The sequence below is a fragment of the Pseudomonas sp. o96-267 genome (assembly GCF_003935465.1).
GTDB lineage: Bacteria > Pseudomonadota > Gammaproteobacteria > Pseudomonadales > Pseudomonadaceae > Aquipseudomonas > Aquipseudomonas sediminis.
In genome coordinates this window covers 1-20,212 of sequence record NZ_RHQP01000053.1, presented here as the reverse complement: position 1 = coordinate 20,212, position 20,212 = coordinate 1, and the positions used below count along the sequence as shown (strand labels likewise).

At 60.5% G+C, this 20,212-nt stretch carries 10 protein-coding genes; 4 read left to right on the top strand and 6 right to left on the bottom strand.

Annotated features, from left to right (window positions below; all coding sequences use genetic code 11):
- Positions 1 to 562 (top strand): hypothetical protein (locus EGJ86_RS23550; RefSeq protein ID WP_218565896.1); only part of this gene is annotated, 562 nt, incomplete at its 5' end.
- Positions 563 to 658: 96 nt separating this feature from the next.
- Here EGJ86_RS23550 and EGJ86_RS23545 read toward each other — a convergent pair.
- The 3 genes from EGJ86_RS23545 to EGJ86_RS23535 are packed head-to-tail and all read right to left on the bottom strand — an operon-like array spanning position 659 to position 15,707.
- On the bottom strand, positions 659 to 13,360 hold the full coding sequence (locus EGJ86_RS23545) for an LPD23 domain-containing protein (protein WP_125836828.1): 12,702 nt from the start codon (positions 13,358 to 13,360) through the stop codon (positions 659 to 661).
- A 12-nt stretch (positions 13,361 to 13,372) separates the two neighbouring features.
- Entirely contained in the window at positions 13,373 to 14,164 is a 792-nt protein-coding gene (locus EGJ86_RS23540) for a hypothetical protein (RefSeq protein WP_125836827.1), read from the bottom strand.
- Positions 14,165 to 14,174: 10 nt separating this feature from the next.
- Positions 14,175 to 15,707, bottom strand: a complete 1,533-nt coding sequence (locus EGJ86_RS23535; protein WP_125836826.1) for a hypothetical protein — start codon at positions 15,705 to 15,707, stop codon at positions 14,175 to 14,177.
- 165 nt (positions 15,708 to 15,872) lie between these two features.
- Between EGJ86_RS23535 and EGJ86_RS23530 the strand changes: the two genes are divergently transcribed.
- The 3 genes from EGJ86_RS23530 to EGJ86_RS23520 all read left to right on the top strand — a co-directional run bounded on the left by EGJ86_RS23530 (position 15,873) and on the right by EGJ86_RS23520 (position 17,407).
- Positions 15,873 to 16,319, top strand: a complete 447-nt coding sequence (locus EGJ86_RS23530) for an antirestriction protein (RefSeq protein ID WP_125836825.1) — start codon at positions 15,873 to 15,875, stop codon at positions 16,317 to 16,319.
- Positions 16,320 to 16,424: 105 nt separating this feature from the next.
- Positions 16,425 to 16,862, top strand: coding sequence for a hypothetical protein (locus EGJ86_RS23525; protein WP_125836824.1), 438 nt, complete (start codon positions 16,425 to 16,427; stop codon positions 16,860 to 16,862).
- A 23-nt stretch (positions 16,863 to 16,885) separates the two neighbouring features.
- Positions 16,886 to 17,407, top strand: coding sequence for a DUF2786 domain-containing protein (locus tag EGJ86_RS23520; RefSeq protein WP_125836823.1), 522 nt, complete (start codon positions 16,886 to 16,888; stop codon positions 17,405 to 17,407).
- An 87-nt stretch (positions 17,408 to 17,494) separates the two neighbouring features.
- Here the strand turns inward: EGJ86_RS23520 and EGJ86_RS23515 are convergent, their stop codons facing one another.
- From EGJ86_RS23515 to EGJ86_RS23505, 3 genes are all read right to left on the bottom strand, one after another.
- On the bottom strand, positions 17,495 to 19,339 hold the full coding sequence (locus tag EGJ86_RS23515; protein ID WP_125836822.1) for a hypothetical protein: 1,845 nt from the start codon (positions 19,337 to 19,339) through the stop codon (positions 17,495 to 17,497).
- Between the two features lie 289 nt (positions 19,340 to 19,628).
- The gene (locus EGJ86_RS23510) at positions 19,629 to 19,895 is read right to left on the bottom strand and encodes a hypothetical protein (RefSeq protein ID WP_125836821.1); all 267 of its coding nucleotides are present in this window, start codon (positions 19,893 to 19,895) and stop codon (positions 19,629 to 19,631) included.
- A gap of 14 nt (positions 19,896 to 19,909) precedes the next feature.
- Positions 19,910 to 20,212: hypothetical protein (locus EGJ86_RS23505; RefSeq protein ID WP_218565895.1), on the bottom strand; the 303-nt coding region annotated here is incomplete at its 5' end.

Here is a 20,212-nt window from a genome sequence, read left to right as displayed (position 1 = left end):
ACGACTTGGACTGCTTGACTCGGCTGCAGCCCAAACGATCAGGGGCACAGGCCGGCGCGGCGCTCCTGTGCTGAGTAGTGCTGTGAAGCAGCTCAACGCTGGCCGACTGGCCGAGGTGGCTGCAAGCCCTGCAGCGCCAGCCAGTGGCGTGAAGGACAAGACGAAATCCAGCGGCGAAACGAGCCGTAAAGGGCTGGTGCCGGGGACTGATGAATACAACGACGCAGCTAGCAACCCGCAGAAGATCATCTACGAGGCGCTGCAGGCGATGTTTCCGGGGCGTGTGGACTGGGAGGTGCAGGGGCTGATACCGGGGCGTAAATTCCGCGCCGATATCAAGATCGGGCGCGTGGTCATCGAGATGGACGGCTTTGCTTTCCACAAGACCAAGCAAGCCTTCCAGAATGACCGTGACCGACAAAACCTGTACGTGGCCCACGGCTATTTACCGCTACGCTGCTACGCGGCACAGGCATTCCGGCCAGAGCTGCAGTCGGAGTTTCTTGAGGTTGTGCGCAGGACGCTGCAGCTTGCTGATGAGCTGGGTCAGCCCTGCCGATGAAGGGCTGAGTCCAAGACAAACCCGCAGACGTGTGGTTGCGCAGGCCGAATGTTGCCTACTTTGAGAGCGGCCCCGGTGCGGGGCCGCGATGCTTGTTCAAACTGCAAGCCGGTTCCCGGCGCTTGCCTTCTGTACTGACCTGTCATACAGGGGGATTTCGGCATGTTCGCCGCGTAGCTGCTCCGTGGTGTGGCCGAGAATCTGAATCCGATCCTCATTGAACACCACATAGTTGTAACCACCGCTGCTGATGCCCTCGCGGGCGTGCCCATCGGGATACTTGACGCCCTGAACGCCTTGCTCAAGCAACATCATGGAGGCGAGACGTTCATCGGCGGGGCTGCTGACCTCGGTGTATATCCTCCTGCCTGCGATGGCAGCGAGCAGATCGTGTCCCATCGCGTTGTTTTTGATGCCCGCAGCGAGCGCCTGCCGCTTCTCATCCGAGAGTCGGGAGTCATTCGCCAACTCCTTGATGGCGTCCCTGGTCGATTCTGACTGGTGCTTAAATGGCTTGTCGTAGTGGATGTATTCGTCGTTGCGAATGTCCAGGTCCACCACGTAGGCGATACCGGGCGTAACTGGGCGATGCACAGAGAATGGACCAAACATGGCTTGCACTTTCTGCGCGCAGCGGGCCATGTGGGCCATGTAGTCGCAGTCGCGCAAGCGGGACTCTAGGAAGTCATCACCCGGCTTGTTCGCCAGGGCATGGCTCACCCTCAGTCGGGCCTCTTCAGCAGCTGCTACGTCGCATTGCTGGCGCAGATGCTCTGCAAACCGAACGCTGGCCTCTTCATCGCTCATATCCTGATCCAGTACGAAACGGAGGCCACTTGCGATGTGGGTGACGCCGAGACTTAGCTCGCGGTCATCAGATGCTTCGACAGCTGAAAGCGCGTGCATTCCGCCCCTTGGCATCACGAAAAAGTTTGTCGTCTGCTCGTTGCTAAGTCTGCGGTAACCAGCAAGCACCCCGCGTAGAACCTGCTGCGTGCCCTGCTCGTGAGATTCGACCAGTCGCTCCAGCCGGCTTGGTGACCACACTGCTGCGTGCAAGCATTCCTCGGCTGCGGCGACCAGTGCACTGCCCGCACCGCGCTCCTGCAGTTGCTTACTCGCGGCGCTGATCATTTCGCTTGGGCTGTCGTAGAGTGTTTCGCCGTACCACGACGCCTCGCGCATCCGGGCTGCTTGGTAGTGCGCAGCCACCAGGGTGTTGTCAGCGAAGTAGAGTCCATACCCGAAAGCCTGAGCGCCCTCCCCGGTGCCGATCTTGTCCATGGAGAATCGGTCGATGAGGCTCTTGCTACCGTGGGCAACAAGGTGGAACCGGTCACGATCCTGCTTGGCTTCAAGTTGGCGCGAGAGGCTGCGGCTGGCGCTATCCCACAACGCGACGCCATCGGCAGAGTGGGCACCGATAATGCCGACCTTCTGCAGCAGCTCGGTGGCTGACTGCGTGCTGCCGGTGCGCTCGGCAAGAAGGTAGAAAACAGCCTCCCCGCTCAGCTGCTCATTCGGCGTCAAGCGCAGCACTGGATTGATCTTCGCGCACAGCTCATCACTGATCGGTGTATTCCACGGCATGCAGTTGGACTGACTCGGCTGACGCCAGCGGTTCAGCTGCTGCAGATCACTGCGGGCCTGCGCCAAGCTGGCCTTGTTGAGTTGCACCAGGTTGGCTTCGACATTCGGCAGCTCCAGCAGCCAGCGTTGACGACCGGATAATTGCTCGATGCGCTGCTCCAGCGAATCAGCTACCTGGCGGCGAACACCGGCCAGAAGATGAGCGCTGTCTGCCAGGTCGCCGCTGATGGTAGAGGCCGGCAAGGCGCTCATCGGCAGCGGGAAAGATGGCGCGTCTACACCGGCTTGCTGGTGGAATATGGGCTGCGGGCACTCGGCTTCTGCAGCAGGCTCAGCGAAGATCACAAAAAGGTCGCCAGAGCGCTGCGCGGAGGCGGGCGAGTAGCGGACGCCCTCGATACCTGCCCCTTTGAGCATGCGACTGGCCTGCTGCGGACTGCCAAGCATGGCTTCCAGCTCGCGGTATACCTGCTTGCCTCTGGGCATTCCCGGTTTTTCAGCTGAGAAGCCACCCGCCAAGGTGGCCTGTCCGCCCTCGCCCTCAATCCGGGCGAGATGGGCCAGAGCTTCGACCCGATTCAGGAATGGAAGCGCGCCAGCGTCAGTTTGCACTTCCCAGTAGCCGTCGATTCCGCACAGCGCTAGAGCCTCGATCACGGGCTGAGGCTGAGACACAAGCGGCTGGTCCCACAGCAGATATCGTTCGCTCGACGCGCCGTGCTCGATGCCCTGCAGGAGCTTAGGCATGTGATTGATCAGCGTGCCGAGGTCGCCTTTAATCTGGCGCTCCAAGGCCACGGCGGCAGCGTATTGCGCGTCATCACCCTGCGCCTGCTGCAGCTCGACCTCAATGCCAGACAGGCGATGCTGTAGGGACTGAATGCGCCCCTGCAGCAGTCGTTGCGGATCAGTGCCCGTCGCCAGCTCTCTCGCATGCGAGCCGAAGAACCTGCGAAGTGGGGCCGGGATCGAGTCGTCAGAGCGAAGGCGCTTGATCGTGGCCGGCGTCAGCAGCTCACCCGCGTAGAAGTTGGCGGGCTTCTCAGCGGCGATGCTGTTGCTGTACGCGCCGTAGCCGAACTCGCCGGGAATGCCGAGGCCTGCTTGCTCCAGGGCGAACTGCTGGCCAACGCCACCACTGAACGTGGCTTGCGTCTCCCGCGGCTCTCGCAGGGCCATGCGAGCCGACTCGCTGATGCCCGCTGTTACCGGCATCGGCGCCCCGCTGGCGACCTGTGCCGGATCGAACACGCGGTACTCCGTGCGGCCAGACGTTGCGCCAGTGCTGCTGTAGATCGCGCCGTCATAACCGGCAGCCTTGAACCACTCCACGTACTTGGCGCAATCCAGCACCGGGTACAGGTCGATGTAGAGCTGGTCCAGCGCGTCTGGGTGCTGTGCCAGGTGCTCAGCGACCGGCAGATCGCTTTCTTGATCAGCCCACGACTGGGTATTGATTAGGTAGTCCTCCAACTCCACCGCGATGGTCGTAGCCCGCTCACGGCCAATGACTTCGATCAGGCGGCTGAAGTCAATGAACGGGTCGGTCTTGTCCGCCACCAGTGGGCGCTTAATTGAGAGGTAGCCGGGAATGATGCGCGGATTGAGCGCCGTATCGGCACGGTTGTTCGGCTCGGTGGCGTAAAGGCTGGCCGTTTCGTAGTCTCCGAAACTGATCGATCCTAGCCGCGACTGGAATACCGCGTCCGATGGCTGCCCGTGCTCGCCCCGGAACACTACCAGCGGGGTGCCGTCCTCATTGATGGCCTGACTTCCCTCAAACCACTCATCGAACGCTGCCGACTGGGGCGCCTCCGCGAGGGAGAACAGCAGGTTGTTACTGGCTGAGTGCGCTGGATCGAAGGCCGCATGGGTCGCGCGGATGTTGGCCGGGTCGAAGACGATGATGATGTCGCCAAAAATCTCACCGCTATAGAAGCTCCCGGTATCGCACACGTTCTTGATCATGATGGAGTCGTACCCCATCTCGCGAGCCTCTCGTGCCGCCTCATCGGTAGTCTGGAACGACACGCGCTCTTCGATAACACTCCCCACGGGGGCCGTGGCCAGCGCCCGCTCAGCAGACTCCCGGTCATCGAAGTGGTCGATATCGCCTTCTGCCTCGCTCGCGATGACCCAGACGGTCTGCTCGGGGCCATGGTCCCAATTGTTGCCTTCCCACTCGACTACGAGCTGGTCACTCGTGCGAACGAACAGCTCATAGATACCCGCTTCGCGTTCCTCGATTTCGTCCAGCTGCTCGACTACCTCGGCCTCATCGGCGTATTCGCACAGACGACGCCCGCGCCAGTAGACGGTGTAGCCGGCGCGCACGGAGTCGCCCTCATCCAGCTCGATACCCTCTTCATCCAGGTATGCGGCTTCCGAGGCGTAGAGGCTGTAATCGGCAGGGAAGTGAATGGAACCGTTCGCTTCCACGGTCAGCCAGTACCGCTCAATCTCGATGCCATCGAGCAGGGTCGGGTCATCGAACAGCTCCTGCCCACGGAAAATCAGTGCATCCCCGTTGCCCTCGGTGAAGCTCGACGCCATTTCGCGTTTCGCCGCCATGAATGCCCCAGTGCCTGCCGTCTTACCCTTGCCATCGGTGTTGAAGGCCTTGAAGCCGGCGCTGTTGGAGCCGTGATACCACTTCTGGTCGGTGTTGAAGCCCATCGCGCGAGCGCGGGCCAGACGCGCGGCATCGCTCATGTCGAGCACGCCCGCCTTCTCGGCCTCTACCGTCTCCTGCGTACTCTGCTCCAGCGCAGCGGCCAGTACCGGGCCGGGACCGGTATAGCGTTGGTTCATTCGCACTTCGATGCGGGCAGGGTCCACGTCCTCGGTCTGCTGCGGGGGAATGTCCAGGCGCATCTGGCTATCGAAGTCCATGCGGCTCTCGACGTTGCGTGCCTCGACCTCGCCGGCCAGGTGACGGTATCGCTCAAACGGCAGCGTCATCTTGTCGATGAACTGGATACCAAAGCGTTCGGTTTCCAAGTCAAACAGTGCCTCGCCGCCCGGTAGCTCGATCAGCTCGGACTCAAGCGCAGCGATGGCTGCTGCCTCGGGTTCGGGCCAGTCGGCATCAGCCGCTTGTATCTTGGCGCGAACAAGGGCGCGGTAGACCTTCGCTGTTTCCGGGTAGGCATTGAGCGTATCGGTGACGCGCTGGCTGATGCCGGCCAGCTCTTCGCTGATCAGCTGATCAGCGTTGAACTCCGAGACGCTGCCGCCACGGGCGAAGCCCTCGATCTTCTGGACCGCGTGCTGTACCTCGTGCAGCAGAGAGCGGACGGGATTGCCGCCGCGTGCCGGGTTGCAGCGGATGTGGATGGTGTCGCCGCTGGCACCGCCGCGCCGGAACACTCCGTTTTCGGAGAAGCTGTAGCCCTCGCTCTGTTCAATGGTGACGTTGAGCTTCGCCAGTTCGGGGTAAGCGGCGAACAGTTCTGGGTGATTCATCAGCCCTGTGACGATCCCGGTGCTGTAGCCCAGCTGGGCAGCCGCCACGGGGTTCAGCTCGACGGCGTGATCACCGAGGGAGCCGTCCATGCGGGTGACCGGGTGCCCGTCTATCTCGCCTGCCTCGTACTGGTAGTCCTGCAGCGTCACCTTGTCGTCGCTGATTTCAAAGCGCCAAGCGCCATCATGGCCACGGAACCAGCCGGTATCACGGCGCACAGCCTCGGCATCGTCACCGGCAGCCAGACGCTGTTCAGCTTTCGAGAGCAACGTGTGGTTGGCCGTCTCAGCTTCCGGGCCAGCGAAGCTATAGCGGATGCCTGCGTTGTCGATGGCGAAGGTGCCCACGTTGCCGATGGCAGACTTGATCTGCTCGGGGTGCAGGGCCATGTACTCCTTGTAGCCTGCGCCGTTGTAGCTGTATCGCTCGTAGACCACGCCGTCATAGCCAGCGGCAATCAGCCCCTCACGGACTTCATCGGCAGTGGCTTCATCAGGCAGATCCAGTAGCTCACGCACCATTGTCCGTGGGCCGTCATTACGCTCGGTGTCGAGCAGCATGGCCGGGTTCTTGATGCTCAGATAGACCGGGTAGACCACGCCTCCCTGCGGGAAGTGGTCAGGGTCGAACTCGTGGTGGCCGGCGTAGGCGTCAGCTGCAGCCCGATCACCGAAGTAGAAACCGGTGCCCAGCCAGCCGCTGTCGGTGCTGCTGCCTGTGCGTAGCAGATCAAACGAGTCGATTGCTTCGCCCTTCGTCCGTGAACCGTGGTAGAGCACCAGCGGCTTGCCCTCAGTATCGACAATGCGGCTACCCCCGAACCAGGTTTTGAAAGCCGGGGTCTGCGTCTTGTCGAACAGTGCTGTGCTGTCGCCCAGGAATGGGGGCGTAAGCTCACAGCCTCCGAGGATTACGATGGCCTCCGCTGCCGGTACGTCCATATCACGCTGGACTGGTCTGGATCGGCGCTCTTGCGGGGTCAGGTGCTGGCGCGCTTGCGTGGCGCGAGCCTCGACCTCGCCGGCCAGGGAGCGGTAAATATCGAAAGCCGACTTGAATCGACTCTCTGCAACCAGGTGCGCGGAAGCGGCCGCGCTTGCCTCTCTTTCGCGTAGGGGCTGCAGCCGCTGGCGCGCCTGCGCCGACGCGCGGCGAAGGGCGTTGATCATGCCCTTGGTCGTGCGCGTATCGGCCCGGAATTGCGCCAGGTGTGAGCCGGGGATCGAGTTGCGAATGATCTGGGCCGCGTCGAAAGCTATGTCACGGATTGCAAGGTTGCGCTTCGGGCCGCGCTTGGGAATGTCATAGAAGCGCCGCTGAATATCCAGCACCTCTGCGTGAGCCTTTTCGTCACGGTAAATCTCAGGCGAGAAGAGCCACTGCACTTCGTTGCGGATATGGCGGAACATGCTCGACGGCTTTTCGCGCTGGCAGTAGTCGATCAGCCGGGAGAAGGAATCGTATTTCAGCGCACTGGTCACCAGCGCCGATGCCATCGTGGCGTTCTCGATCAGATGCGGGAAGCGCACTTTCCACAGCTCGACCTCGCGGGCATGGTCTTCACTCATCTGCGTCAGCAAGCGCTTCACGTTCCCCGCGAAGTCCTGATCACTGTTGCCGCCTCGGGCGAAGTCTTCGCGCGCCTGAATGGAGTGCTGAATCTCGTGCAGCAGCGTTGAGAGCAGCTGAGCCGGCTGAAGGTTGCAGTTCAGCTCAATACGGTTGGCGTATTCGTAGAACTTGCCCCGCTCAGTGATGCTCTCGTAGTTGACGAACTGGACAACCAGGGAGGACAGGTGCGGGTAGGCATCGAACAGCTCAGGATGATCGAGCACATCGCTGAGCACTTCGGTATCGCCGTCTTGGATTTTGCGGATATCGAAGTTCACGCCGCCATCGCGCCGGGTGATGAAGTGCCGGGCCATGTTGCGCAAGGCGTCATCACGGTCCCTGCCGTAGCCGGCGCAGTGGTCTACGGTGAGGTTGCGGTAGACCGCCCTGAACAGCCCGCCTCCAGCATCGGAGACGATCACGTCATCCAGCATTTCCCGTGCAGCAGCATCCAGGTCAATCTCCGGGGCTGACTTGAATGCCGCTTTGTCGTCGCTAATCTCGTAGCGCCAGCGGCCATCAATGCCTTTGAACCAGCCAGTAAACTCCAAGACAGTCGCAGGACTGCTACCAAGCTCACTGATCCTTTTCGCGTTCGCCAGCGCTTCCAAGTTCGCACCCTTGGCGCGCTCACCCGCGAAGCTGAAACGGATGTCCCGGTTTTGGCGGTCGAAGGTGCCTGCGTTGTCGGTGGCCGACTTGATTTGCTCAGGCTCAAAGGCGACGTACTCAAGGTTGCCGTCACCAAAGTGCGAGAAAATGCCGTCATAGCCATCGCGGCGCATGATGGCCACAGCCTTATCGGTGCTCAGCTCATCCATCGCTTCTTGCATGTTGCCCAAGTCGAGGATTTCGTCGAGCTGGGCAAGGGCCTCTTGTGCGTCATCAATGCGCTCGCCAGTCAGAATCTCAACCAGCGTAGGGGCCTGCTCGGCAATGTTGAAAATATCCTGCGTGGTCAGGCGCAGCGGCTTCTTGATTGACACGTAGGCTTCGACGATACGGCTGCCGCCGCCATTCTCCCTGGCAAAGTCCTCGGCCAGTTTCCGGTCTGCGATGAAAAAGAAACCCTGACGGGCATTGTTCCATCCGGTGTTGCTTCCCCGCTTGGCCTTGTCGAAGGTCGTGAAGTCCGCGTTTGTGCCGTGGTAGACCACCAGAGGGTCACCGTTGGCATCTACCACCTGCCCATCGCCAAACCAGTTCTTGAAGGCAGCGGTTGTCGTCTGGGAGCTGCTGAAACGAATGTCCGGGTTCTCGCGGTCGAAAGTGCCCACGTTGCCGATGGCAGACTTGATCTGCTCAGGCTCAAAGGCGATCCAGACATACTGGTCGTCGAACTCGGTGCTGGGGTTATCGGCCAGCGCCTTGCCGGCCTCTTCGATCTGGTCCGTGATAGCGTCGATCTTGTCCTGATAGGGCTTACCCTGCACGCGGGTCATGTGGCCGCCCTGCTCTGCAATCAACTCGGCTGCGGAGCGGTATTCGGCCATTGCCTGCAGCCGCTCGGCTCGGAGCGTTTCTACGCGCGTGTAGAGCGCCTTGTTCTCGGTTTTGCAGAAGGCAATGCCATCGTAGCCCTGCGCCTTCAAACGCTCGCGTAGCGCCTCCGGTGAGCCAATGCCGGGCGGGTTCTTGTCTTCCAGGCGCTCGCCGTTGGCCTCGTGCATGTCAGCCAGGAACTGCGAGAACTCATCGTAGACCTTCGGCCTGCTGATGCTCAGGTAGACCGGGTAGATGGCGTTGCCGTACATGCCCGCCCCGCCCTCACCGGGGTTGTCACTGAACCAGCTCCCCACGGTATCCATGCTGACGCGCCGGGTCTGCGTTGAAGCCATCCGGTCGAAGCTGGAGAAGTCCCGATAGCTGCCGTGGTACATCCGCTTGGGCTTGCCGTCATCATCGACGACCATGCTCTTACCGAACCAGTCACGAAACGCCGGGCTGTCAGTGCCGGGGGCGAGCTGGCTGAACTGGATGTTCGGGTTGTTGGGGTCGAAGGTGCCCACGTTGCCGATAGCCGACTTGATCTGAGTGGCCTCGAAAGCGGCATAGGTCACCGCGTTCGCTACTGGCGTAGCGTCATAGCCGCCCTCGAAAATAACGCCGTCATGGCCCTTGGCACGCGCCTCTGCTATCGCCTCCTTCTTGAACCAGCGGATGTTGTAGGCCACATCGTTTGGCGTGAAGGCAAAGCCCTCATCCAGGGTGCCGAAGCGGCGCGCCCATTCCTTGCAGTCAACGATCAAGGGGTTTTCCATGCGCAGGAATACCGGCATGACGGTCGGGTTTTCGCGCAGATTGGCAAACGTCTCGCTGACCGCCACGCTCGACGAGAACCAGAAGGCATCAGTGGTGCCGTTCTGCGCGTCGGCAGAGGTGCCGATCATCGCTGGCGCGAACTGCGATATGTCCGCCCCGGTGCCGTGGAAGACCACTTTCGGCAGCCCGTTGGCCTCAACCACCTTGGTGTCACCGGCCCAGCGCTTGAGCGCGGCAACTGGGTCAAAGTTGCTGGCGCTGTCCTTGAAGCGAATATCAGGGTTGGCCGGATCGAAAGTGCCCACGTTGGCGATGGCAGACTTGATCTGGCTGGGATGGAAAACACCGTAGGCCGGAGTGCGGTCTGCGAAGCCCTCGCGGGACTTGATGGCGTCATAACCGGCCCGGCCAAGCAGGCTCTTGATCTGTCCAGAGCGTTCGGTCCACCACTGATGCACCCGCTTTTTCTCGCCGCCTGCTTCACCGCGGATTTCGTCAATCTCGCGCATCAGGGCGGCTGCAGTGTGCTGGCTGATCGTCTCCAAGTCGAAAGCACGCTGGATGCCGACCTCAATGCTGTCGAGCATTTCGCCGTAGGTCACCGCGTCACGGGTTGATGTAAAGCCAAGATCGTAAGGATTGCGCACAGCGGCGTAGACCGGGATCACGTTCGCGCCGGTTTCGTAAATCACCTTGCCATCGAGCAGCAGGCTTGCGTTGGCGGTGGCGTACTCGCTGGCATAGTCAGCATCCGGGGTGACCCAGATAATGCTGTCCGCGTTACCGGCATCCACATCGTAGGGCTGGCCGAGGCCGCGATAGAGCACCTGCGGCTGGCCGAATACATCCACCAGCCGGCTCTTGTCGAACCACTCGCGGAAGGCAGGAGACTCCAGGTTATCGCCACGGTGGCGAATGTCGCCGCTGCCAAGATCGAAGGTGCCACGATTGCCGATGGCCGACTTCACCTGTCCGGCATTGAAGACGCCGAACGAGAGCTGCCCTTGCTCGGTGACTTTGATCGAGTCGAACCCCGTCAGCGCCAAATACGCCTTGAGCGATTCAGCGCCGTCCTTGCCGAACTTCATCTGGGCCTCATTCCAGACCTCATACGTCCGGTACAACGGCCCGCTCTCTTCGCGCTGGGCGCAGGACGTAATGTGGGTGATCAGGCGTACCGCTTCGCGGATATCAATGCTCCTACCTGCCGCGTCAGCCTGCTTCATTGCTTCGCTGAAGAAGTCCTTGAGCGAGACGGTCGATCCCAGCTGGTCCGCATCGAAAGGCGTCTCTGCTCGCATATAGACCGGCATGATGTTCGCACTGCCCTGCTCCCATTCACCACGGTACATGGCGTAGTCACTGGCCAGCTCTGGCGAGAAGGACGCCCAGATGGGCTTACCTTCCTTGAAGTGCGTGAAGACGTGGCCGGTGCCGTGGTACATGACTTTCGGGCTACCAGCTTCATCAACGGCCTGGCTCTGGCCAAACCAGCGGTTGAAGCTCTTGGAGCGGGTCTGTTCGTCCAGGTTGTCGATGGTGGTCGCGGACCACTGCTGTAGGACTGCCGGGGCCTCGGTGTCCGCGACCATGAAGCTGCTGCGGCTGGCCGTGCTCAGTGCGTCTAATACTGTATTGTATTGGTCGTCCGAGTAAGCCCCGATGCCCCGCTTGTAGTGGTTTAGCTGGAATGCCCCCTCTCGCTTCGGTGACGGCGTAAGGAAATGCAGCTCTGCCGTCTTAGGCTCGCTGCTGCCATCAACCCACATTGCAAAGCCAGCGCGCTCGTATTGAGCCGCCAGCTGCGACTGCACTTCTTCACGCCCCTGCAGGGCCAGAAGTTCGCTCGCAATTGCCTGTAGCTCTGGCTGCTCGCCCGACGACAGGTCGGCAAGCGTTGCCGCGAAGTGATCAATCGTTGCCTCGACCATAGGCGCTTTCGTCATCGCCAAGGCATACAGGTAACCCAGCGCCTGTTCGCTGCTCATGCCTTCTAGGGCGTCGATACGCGCCTGTTCGCCGGCCTTGAAGAGGTCGTCGAGCACGCCCGGCTGCAGCTTCTCGACCCAGCCATTGCGATTTGTAGTCACTGTGCCGTGTGTGGTTTGGGCAACAAAAAAATCAACGCTTTCGCGCGCCAGAGACGCCATGTCTTGCGGGCGCAGAGTGAAGTCATCCAGTGCGCCAATGTCATCCAGCCAGCGGCACAGTGGAGTGCGGAATAGCCAGGTGCGCAGGTTCGATAAACACTCCTGCCCCAGCGCAAAACCCGCCTCGCCACCGGGGCGTGCCACTTGGTCGTTAGCCACGCGCTCGACAAGGTAAGCCAGCTGCTCGGAGGGCACATGCTCTGCCGGAGTGCTCGCCGGGACGCGCATTGCCGCCCAGGTCGCGTAGGTGTCCTTGTCACGCAGCAGCTTCTGGAACTGCTTGCTCAGGCGTCCATAGTCGGGGCCAAGCATCGCTGCCAGCCCGGCATGCTCCCCCACTTCATGAAGGAACAGGCCCGGCAGTGTCTGAGGGGCAATGCGGCTGCCCACCAGGTAGACGCGGTTGTCTGGCGTGGTTGCGCCGGCAATGCTGGAAAGGTTGGACGAGCTGCGCAGCTGCACCTCCTGTGGCAGGCCGGAGTGATCTGCGATCAGGTGCAGGCGCCCGGTGCTGATCAGTGCATCGATAGCTGGCGCTCCGTAATGCGCGGCGAGGACTTCGCGCATCGCGTCTGGCTGCATCGCGGAGAACGCGGTAGACGTGCGCGGCTGTACGGAGCTGGCGCTGCTGTCGGCGCGCAGGTGATCGGCAGTCGGCTGATACAGTTCTCGCCACATGACCAGCAGCTGATCATCACTGTGCTGGGCGAAAGCCTTGGGGTGCGCCTCGCGCAGTGCCGGGATAATTTCACTGCGGCAGTCGTCGTCGCTGGCGCGTAGCGTCATCCAGCAGTCGGCCAGCTGCCGGTAGGCTCGCTGGGTATTGAGCCGCAGGCCATGCTCCTTGGCCGACTGATCCAGCCAGGCAGCAGGGATTGAGTTGAGGAAGCGTTTCTGCAGGCGCTGGTAGCGCTCACCCAGGACGGCGGCAAGGCCTTCGGTGCGCACACGGTCTTGCCACTGTTGCACGCCCTCTACTGCCTCTGCGTTACGAGTACCGCCCATAAAGCGGATCAGGGCGGGGTGCGACCAGAAGTCGGCTTCGTTCGTCGGCTGTGCGGTCAAGAGCGTGTCGTAAACATCCCAGTCAACATCCGTCCAGTCTGGGCTGGGGATAATCAGCTCTTCAATGCTTTGAGCGTTGCGCTGGCGCGGAGCTGCATCACCCGTCAGGAAAATGTTGAGCGTGTACCCGGTGGCCTCGTGACCAGTGAGGATGAACGCGCTATCGCGGCCATTGCCCGTGAGGAACTGGTTTGTATTGCCGTTGCCAGTCGCCCACGGATGGCTTGAGCGAATATCGACAAAAGCCATGTACTGACCAATCGCTGATGCGAGGTCGGCCTTGCCGATTTCCTGGCATCGCGCCATGAGCCACCGGCCCATTTGGCCTTGGTGCTCTTGTGGCTGTGCGGAGATTAGCTCTTGGCACACACTCACGCTCAGGCGATGGGCAAACAGGTCGGGCTGCGCCCGGTAAAGATCGGGCCAAACACGGCGCAATGCGCTCAGCGCATCAAACTGCAGCGACGGGGCCTTATCTGGGTTCGGTATGGCCTTCCAGCCGCTCAAACGCAGCGCTTCTGCCTCATCTACGGTCGCCCTTGCCAGGATGGCGTACTGCCCAATGACCGGATTCCAGAAGACATCTTCACCAGTGCGCGCCTGTGGGCGCTCGGAGAAAGTGGCTCTCAACAGGATCGTAGCGATGGTGTTCATATCGTACTCGCGTCAATTCAGGGTCGGGCCGCTCGGACGCCGATTTGCAGCTGGGGATTCGTGAGCTTCGGTCGGCGCATAGCGCTCGACGGCTGCGTCTTCGTAGCCAATGTCTTCAAGGTTTTGGCGGCGCTGATCACGAACATTGATGACTGCGCGCTGGATTTCCGACAGATAGTGTTTGGCTCGATCCGGGTGAATACCCGCGAGATCGGTTTCGGCCAGCGTTTTTTCGAGGATGCGCGCCATGTGCTCGGATGCGCGTAGCGAGGGACGATACTGCGAGCGGAAGTCCATCATGAACTTGGCCGCGCGCTGGAGGTGGCCACTGTCCGTATGGGGAATGATTGCCGGAGACTTGATGCCGCGATGCTGTGCGTGAATGAGGGCTTCACGCATGTGGTTGCCTTGTGCGTACTCTTCGCGCGTACCCAGCCACTCCAGTTCGTCCATCACCGGCCCCTGAGCACTATTGCCGCTGATGACCAGGGCCACGCGAAGAACATTCCAGTGGTCGGCGCTGATGCCGGCCTTCAAGCTCTCTTGCCGGTTCATGCTGTTGGAGTCGCTGGGTATGTCTACAGGCGTCAGCGTAAGCAGCTCGGAATCGACAAACCGGCGATCTACTGCCAGCTCAAGGAAGCGCTTTACCTCATCATGGCCAATCAGGACGTGCGCAGGTGCATCGGCGGGCACCTCGGGGTCAGAGGACCAGCGTATCTCGTAACCATCAAGATTGCGCTTACTGGGAGCCTGTACAGGTATCCCAATTCCTTTGACTTGGAGGATCGTACCTTTACGCATGCCGCTGTCCTTAACCTAGTTTGGGGCCAGTTGAGTGAGCCATGTGACCACTGCTATTGCGTAAGGTTACGCCGGCATCTATGCCGGGTATGTGGGCTATCGTTCTGCCGACTTCCAGGCTCTCCGCGCGGCGAAACTCAAAGCGATCAAGGCCAGCAGCTTGAGCCATAGTGCTCGGGTTGTCCCGCAGCTCGGCTGCTGGTGCGCCGCCGAGGGCGGCACTGGGGGCAGAAATGCGCAAAAAGTGTTTTGGCTCGCAGCGCATTTCCATGCGCATCTCGGGCGCGATGACCGCTGCACCTATCGCCAATGAGTCCTTGACCATCAGGGCTTCCATCGCGTCAGGGCGGTAATTCGGGTTGCCCTCGATCATTTTGACGTGGTTGGCGATACCTGCTTTGGTCAGGCGATGAATGCTGTGCCGTGTCACGTTGAAATTAGCGGTGTCCTCATTTGCGCCGACCGGCATGGCCAGGTTGTGCGAGCAGAGGAAGGTGCTAGTGGCCTCGCTTCTTGCCTCGCTGATACCGCGCTGGGCGGCCTCCATGTGATGGAGGGCTACCGTGTCGGTGGCAGCAAGGTGCGCTGCACGCTGTTTGAATGCCTCAAGGTGCAGCGGGCTACTGTTTGCGCTCTCGGGCGCGTGCTCGGCGCTCCAGCGATACGCGGCCATAGCGGCTTTGGTTTCAGGTGCGTTGGTATCCATCGCCTCCCAGCGCCCTCCTGCGCTCTTCTCGGCCATCAGCTCGTTCGACTTCCAGTCGAGAAACACGCGAACGGCTCCGTCGCCCGGCTGCGCGGTAAGCGGGTGGTTTGATGCGTGATCAAGCCAGCCGTGGATGGCGCTTACGCTGGCCCCCTTGGGGAAGTGCAAGTAGGGGCTGTTGATGGTCTTGCTCTCGGGCGGCTGCTCCGACAACAAGGTGAAGAACTCAGTGCGCAGCTGAGTGATCAGGCCGGGATCGGTGAGCTGGAGCTTTTCGACAGTGCTCATGCTGCTCTCACGGTCCATATCCCGCACGGCACCAGGGAAGCTGTCATGGCTGAAAGATTCCATCGCCAGCGGCATCAGGGCCTGATCGTTGCTCGCCTTGCTGGCGCTGATCATCAGCTGTGCCTGCAGGGCTGTTTGCGTATCCGGCAACAGCCCTTCTCGCTGCAGATTGATGACGGCCTGCTGCAGGGGCATATCGACGAGCTTGCTGACCTGAGTGAGCGCCGCTGCCACTGCCTCACTTGGCTTGGCACCATCCTCTACAGCGCGCCCAGCCAAAGTGGCTGACCACTGGGCGAGTTGTTCATTGAGGAAATGGCTCTCTGGCGCCTCTGCAGTTAGCCGCTCGCCCATCGCGGCATAAGCCGCTAACGCAGCCTGGCACTCCGGGTTGTCGATGCGATTCGCCTCGCTCTGCCAGATCACGCCACCTCGGCTGTCGTGCGAAGAGCGCTCAAGGTGTGTCTGCTTGTACAAGTCCAGCGTGACCCGGTACTGAGCTGAGCTGAACGACTTTTGATAGCTGAGGTAGGTGCCAGTTACGTCCACTGTAGAGAGTCCTCACTGCGCGGCTGCGAGCCTTCTGGTTTAATGATTAAATACCGTGGCTAGAATGTAAGAGAAAAAAGGTTGGCACGCAAATCAGCAAGGGGTTGCGTATAATTCAATAATATATATAATTGGAGACACAGAAAAAGCCAAGAGGCCCATCCAATGCAGGTCGCAGACAATTCGCACGATCAGAAACAAGCAGCCTTTCGTCGTTACGGCGACGCCGTTATCCCCATCACGATGAATGCTGCTGCGAAGGCTGTAAGCCAGATGCAGGAAGACTATTCCGGTGATTGGTGCTTTCACCTGGCGGGCGAGCTGCTGTACTGGGCACCGGACAGCGAAGAGCGATTCACGGTGGATTGCCCTGGCGCAATGAGCACGGTTCATGATGTTGATTCCAAAACGCTTGGAATCGCCTTCACGATCATGGCGATCAATCACCTCTCCTTCGACGCTCACCAGGGCGGCAACGAAGTGCTGGCCGATTCCTTGGCCGAGTGGCACGAGAGCCTGACGCAGTTCGCGTATGAGTCAGGTGAGTTCAACACTGCGGCCATTTGCACGATCCTCGATTGTTCAAAGGCGCTGCGCGGGGCGGCGGCTTGAGCCGCTGCCGAGCACAACACATGCAGAAGGAGTCGCGGGATATGAAAGGCTGGAGCTACAGGCTTGCCAAGGGTGCTGTTCATGGCGTAATGCAAGCGCCTGCTCGTGAAAAACGAGCTGCTTGAAGAGGACGCTCGCCGTATCACAGCATGCGTGAATGCGTGCCACGGACTCGAAACCGACGACCTTGAGGCGACAGGACTGATCAGTGCGGTTGGCTATCAGCTGGCGCGCCTGCGGCAAGAGCACGATCAGCTGCTGGATCAACTGCGGCAACTGGTGTCAGTGACGACCCGCGATGCAGCTGGGCATATCGCGCCAGCTGATGAAATCGAGCGCGTGAATCAGTCCGCTCGGGCAGTGCTGGCCGGTGCCGCCCCTGTAGCTGGCCTTGGCGATCCGGCAACCCGCGTTATACCGCTAGAGCTTTTGCAGCGGGTAACAAAGGACGAGCCGGCCACCACACCAGAACAGATGTTCATCGAGCTGAAGGCACATGCAGGTGCTTTGAGTGAGCTGCGCCGCATGGTGCGCGGCAGCTAAGTACAGGGTAGCGAGGAACGAATATGGAACACCTTGACGAGAAAATTCAGGCAAAGCTGCGAAAGTTGCTGGCGCTGGCCGAGCGCGGCGAAGGCGGTGAGAAAGAGAACGCCGCCCGCGTGCTGCAGCGTTTGATGGAGCGCCACGGGGTCACGATGGACGATTTCGCGGAAGAGAAGCGCAGCGTGCGCTGGCACAGGATTGCCAAGAACAAGATAGTCTTAGCGCTGCAGATTGCAGCCAAGGTGACGCAGGGTGCGAATGGCACAACTTATTGGGTCAATAAATCAAAGCGCGGAAAGATAGGCTTTGAGCTGACTGCTGCCGAGGCAGTCGAGTTTGAGCTGTACCTTGAGGTTCTGCTGCCAGCCTATGATCAGCACATGAAGCGCGCTGAACGAGCCTTCATCTGCGCCAACGAGCTGTATGCGCCAGCTACAGACGACAATGACCGGGAAGAGCTGAGCGCCGAGGACTTGGCCATGATCAAGATGGCTGGCGCTATTGCTCCCACTGAAATTCAGGCGCGCATCGGTCGCGACTAAACGCCTGCTGATGCCGCAGTCGCCCCGTGGATCGTACGATCCACGGGCGCGCGCCCGTCTGCGCCCTCTCCGATCTGAGGCGGCTCGTTACCCCATCTTGAGCGCTGCCGCTGGCGCACGCTGCAGCTGGTCGTAAGGGTTGAAAACCTTCGCGCCGGCATCGCGGGCAAACACCGCAGCATTGTCGGGCGTCACTTGCTCGCCGTTCACCTCGACCAGCTTGAGCGTGTAGTAGGTTTCAACGCCCTGCTCAAAGTAGGCACGGTTCTCTTCGGGCTGCTGGCTTTCCCAAGCCACTCCCCACGAGCCATCGCCGTATTGCACCATGCGGCCCTCGCCTTCCAGCCCCTTGTCGCGGAAGAAGCGCTTCGCATCGCTGGCGTCCATCACGCCCTGTTCCCAATCGTAATCGGTGCCTTCTTCCAGGCTATCGGGGGCGCAGCTGCGGGTTGCGACAACAACATCGTACTGGTGCTCCAGGGCCGGGCCGGCTTCTAAACTTTCGACTTCGTGGGCCTTTACCTGCAGGAGTGGTTGAAGGCTGCTCAAGTCTGCGCCGCGAGTATCAATGCTCAGGTAGTGTTTCGGCTCGCTGTGAAGCTCCAGGCGGATTTCCGGGGCGCGCAACGTCATGCCGACAGCCAGTGTGTTCGTGCCTTTCACCGTGAGCGCTTCAAGTGAGTCAGGGCGGTGGTCTGGCGAACGCCCCATGGTTTCAATGTGGCTCTCGATGCCTGCCTTGGTGAGCTGCATGGTTGCCAAAGAGTCCATCTGGAATTGCACAACTTCATCTTCCAGATCGACTGAGGTGGGAAGCGCCAGCTGGTGCTCGCAGGTGAACAGGGTGGACGCCTCCTTGCGAGCGATGGCCAGGGCCATAGTGGCGGCTGAACTTACGTCCGCACTATCGAGAGATGCCATGTTGAGCAGTTGCGTTTGGGCGGCAATCTGGGCGGCGCGTTGCGCATAACTCTCTATCAGCAGACTGTCATCATCGAACATGCCCGGCGCAGCACCCAGACCGATGTTGTAGGCCAGAATCGCCGCTTGCCCCTGCGGGTTGTTTACGCGCATCCAGCTGTATGAGGCGATGTCATCGTTATCGTCAGCAAGCGATACCAGCTGCTCGGCTTCTAGTGCATTCGTCGCCCAGTTGCGCACAACGCGGTAGGTTCCGCCCTGGTCGGCGCGCTCAATAGGATGGTTCGCCACTGCGTCAAAGTGCTGGAAGGCTTCTTGCGGCGTGCTGAAGTGGAGATATGGGCGCCCGGCGAGGCGCTGGTCCGCTTCACGCGCGAGCAGGTCTTTGCGCAGTAGTGCAACCAGTTCCGGGGAAGACAGGCGCAGCGCTCGGGTAGCGACTGCGGAGCTATCTTCCGTGAGCGAGTTGACTGAGTTGGCGATATCGAAATGGTCGCGGCGCATGGAATCGAGCGCCAGCGGGACCAAGGCGCTACTTTTTGTTGCGCGACAGGCGCTCAGCATCAGCTGGGCCTGCATCGCTGTATTGGTATCGGGCAGCATGTGTTCGCGCTGCAGATTGATGATCGCTTGCTTCAGCGGCATTTCAGTCAGTTGAGCGATTTGGCGCACGGCAACGGCTGCGGCAATCTCAGGCTTCACGTCCTTGCGCCGCTCCAGGCTACGCCCGGCCAACGAGGCCGCGAACTGCCGCAGCTGCTCAGCGAGGAAGAAACCAGGTTGTACCTTGCCGCTTCTGATCTGGTCATCCATGAGGTGATGAGCTTTGATGCAGCCAGCGTAGATAGGGTCGCTCTCCATGTTGATATCTGCGGCGCTCCATACCAGCACGCCGCTGCTGTTGTACTCGGCGCGGTCGAGCGTCCAAACCTTGTGTTCGTTGAAGCCTACGCGGTACTCACCAGTCTCGGTGGGCGCGTACTGACCGCGAAACCAGATTGCTTCATTCATTCGCCACTCTCCCTCTGAGGCCTGCTCGCCGTAAGTTGGTTCAGTATTATAATACCGTGACAAGATGAGCGCGCAAACGCCCCGTGAGCAAACCTCAGCAAGGGTAGTTGTAGTGATTGTGTGGGAATGCGGCCATGGCTGATCACCACGGCGTCAGAGCCATGGAGTCTGCAGACGCAGTTGCCGTGGCCGCTGAGCCTTGGTTATTCGCCTACCGTGTCGTCCATGCCATGGGCACGGCGTATGCTCTGATCGGCATGCACATCTTCGATGGTCGGGCGCTTGGGCATTACTGCCAACAAGGGCGGAACTGATAGGCACGCGCCCACAACTGCGCCAACACACAGCCAGTTGTCATAGGCCGCGATCCAGCGGTTTCCGCAAGAAATTCAGCAGCAGAGCAGAGCTGGCTTTCAGACGGTTGCGCATCACGGTTCTTGAGATAGCCAGCTACGCCTTCGCGCTGCATGCGGAACCAGTAGTGAAGCCCGTCTTCGAGCTGGCCATCCTCTTCCCGAGCAAAACGCAGCGCTGTTTCTGGAGAAGCAATGAACATAGTGTTTTCCGTGATTAGTCGTCTTGTTGGGCAGGTGCTGCCCAGCCCAAATAATACGTAGCGGCCTCATACAGCGAAGTGCGTGGGTCATCCGTCCAAACCACGCGATCCGACCAAGCCTCAAGCTCTTCTTTCGGAATGTCGCAAAGGTCAGCAATCTCAGCAGTCCAGACCTGATCATTGAGAGCTTGGGCAGCGACCATAACGAGTTTGGCCAAGTCCTCGTCAGTGAGTGCCAACACCTTTTCGCGGAGCGTTGTCATGCTGATTTCCCTCAACTGGCGACTTGTTGCCGGGCTTGCCGGAAACGCTCTTGA

Bases quoted from the DNA above. Each gene is read 5' to 3' on its own strand.
- EGJ86_RS23545 (WP_125836828.1), bottom strand. From the start codon at position 13,360: ATGAACACCATCGCTACGATCCTGTTGAGAGCCACTTTCTCCGAGCGC.
- EGJ86_RS23540 (WP_125836827.1), bottom strand. From the start codon at position 14,164: ATGCGTAAAGGTACGATCCTCCAAGTCAAAGGAATTGGGATACCTGTA.
- EGJ86_RS23530 (WP_125836825.1), top strand. From the start codon at position 15,873: ATGCAGGTCGCAGACAATTCGCACGATCAGAAACAAGCAGCCTTTCGT.
- EGJ86_RS23520 (WP_125836823.1), top strand. From the start codon at position 16,886: ATGGAACACCTTGACGAGAAAATTCAGGCAAAGCTGCGAAAGTTGCTG.
- EGJ86_RS23515 (WP_125836822.1), bottom strand. From the start codon at position 19,339: ATGAATGAAGCAATCTGGTTTCGCGGTCAGTACGCGCCCACCGAGACT.
- EGJ86_RS23510 (WP_125836821.1), bottom strand. From the start codon at position 19,895: ATGTTCATTGCTTCTCCAGAAACAGCGCTGCGTTTTGCTCGGGAAGAG.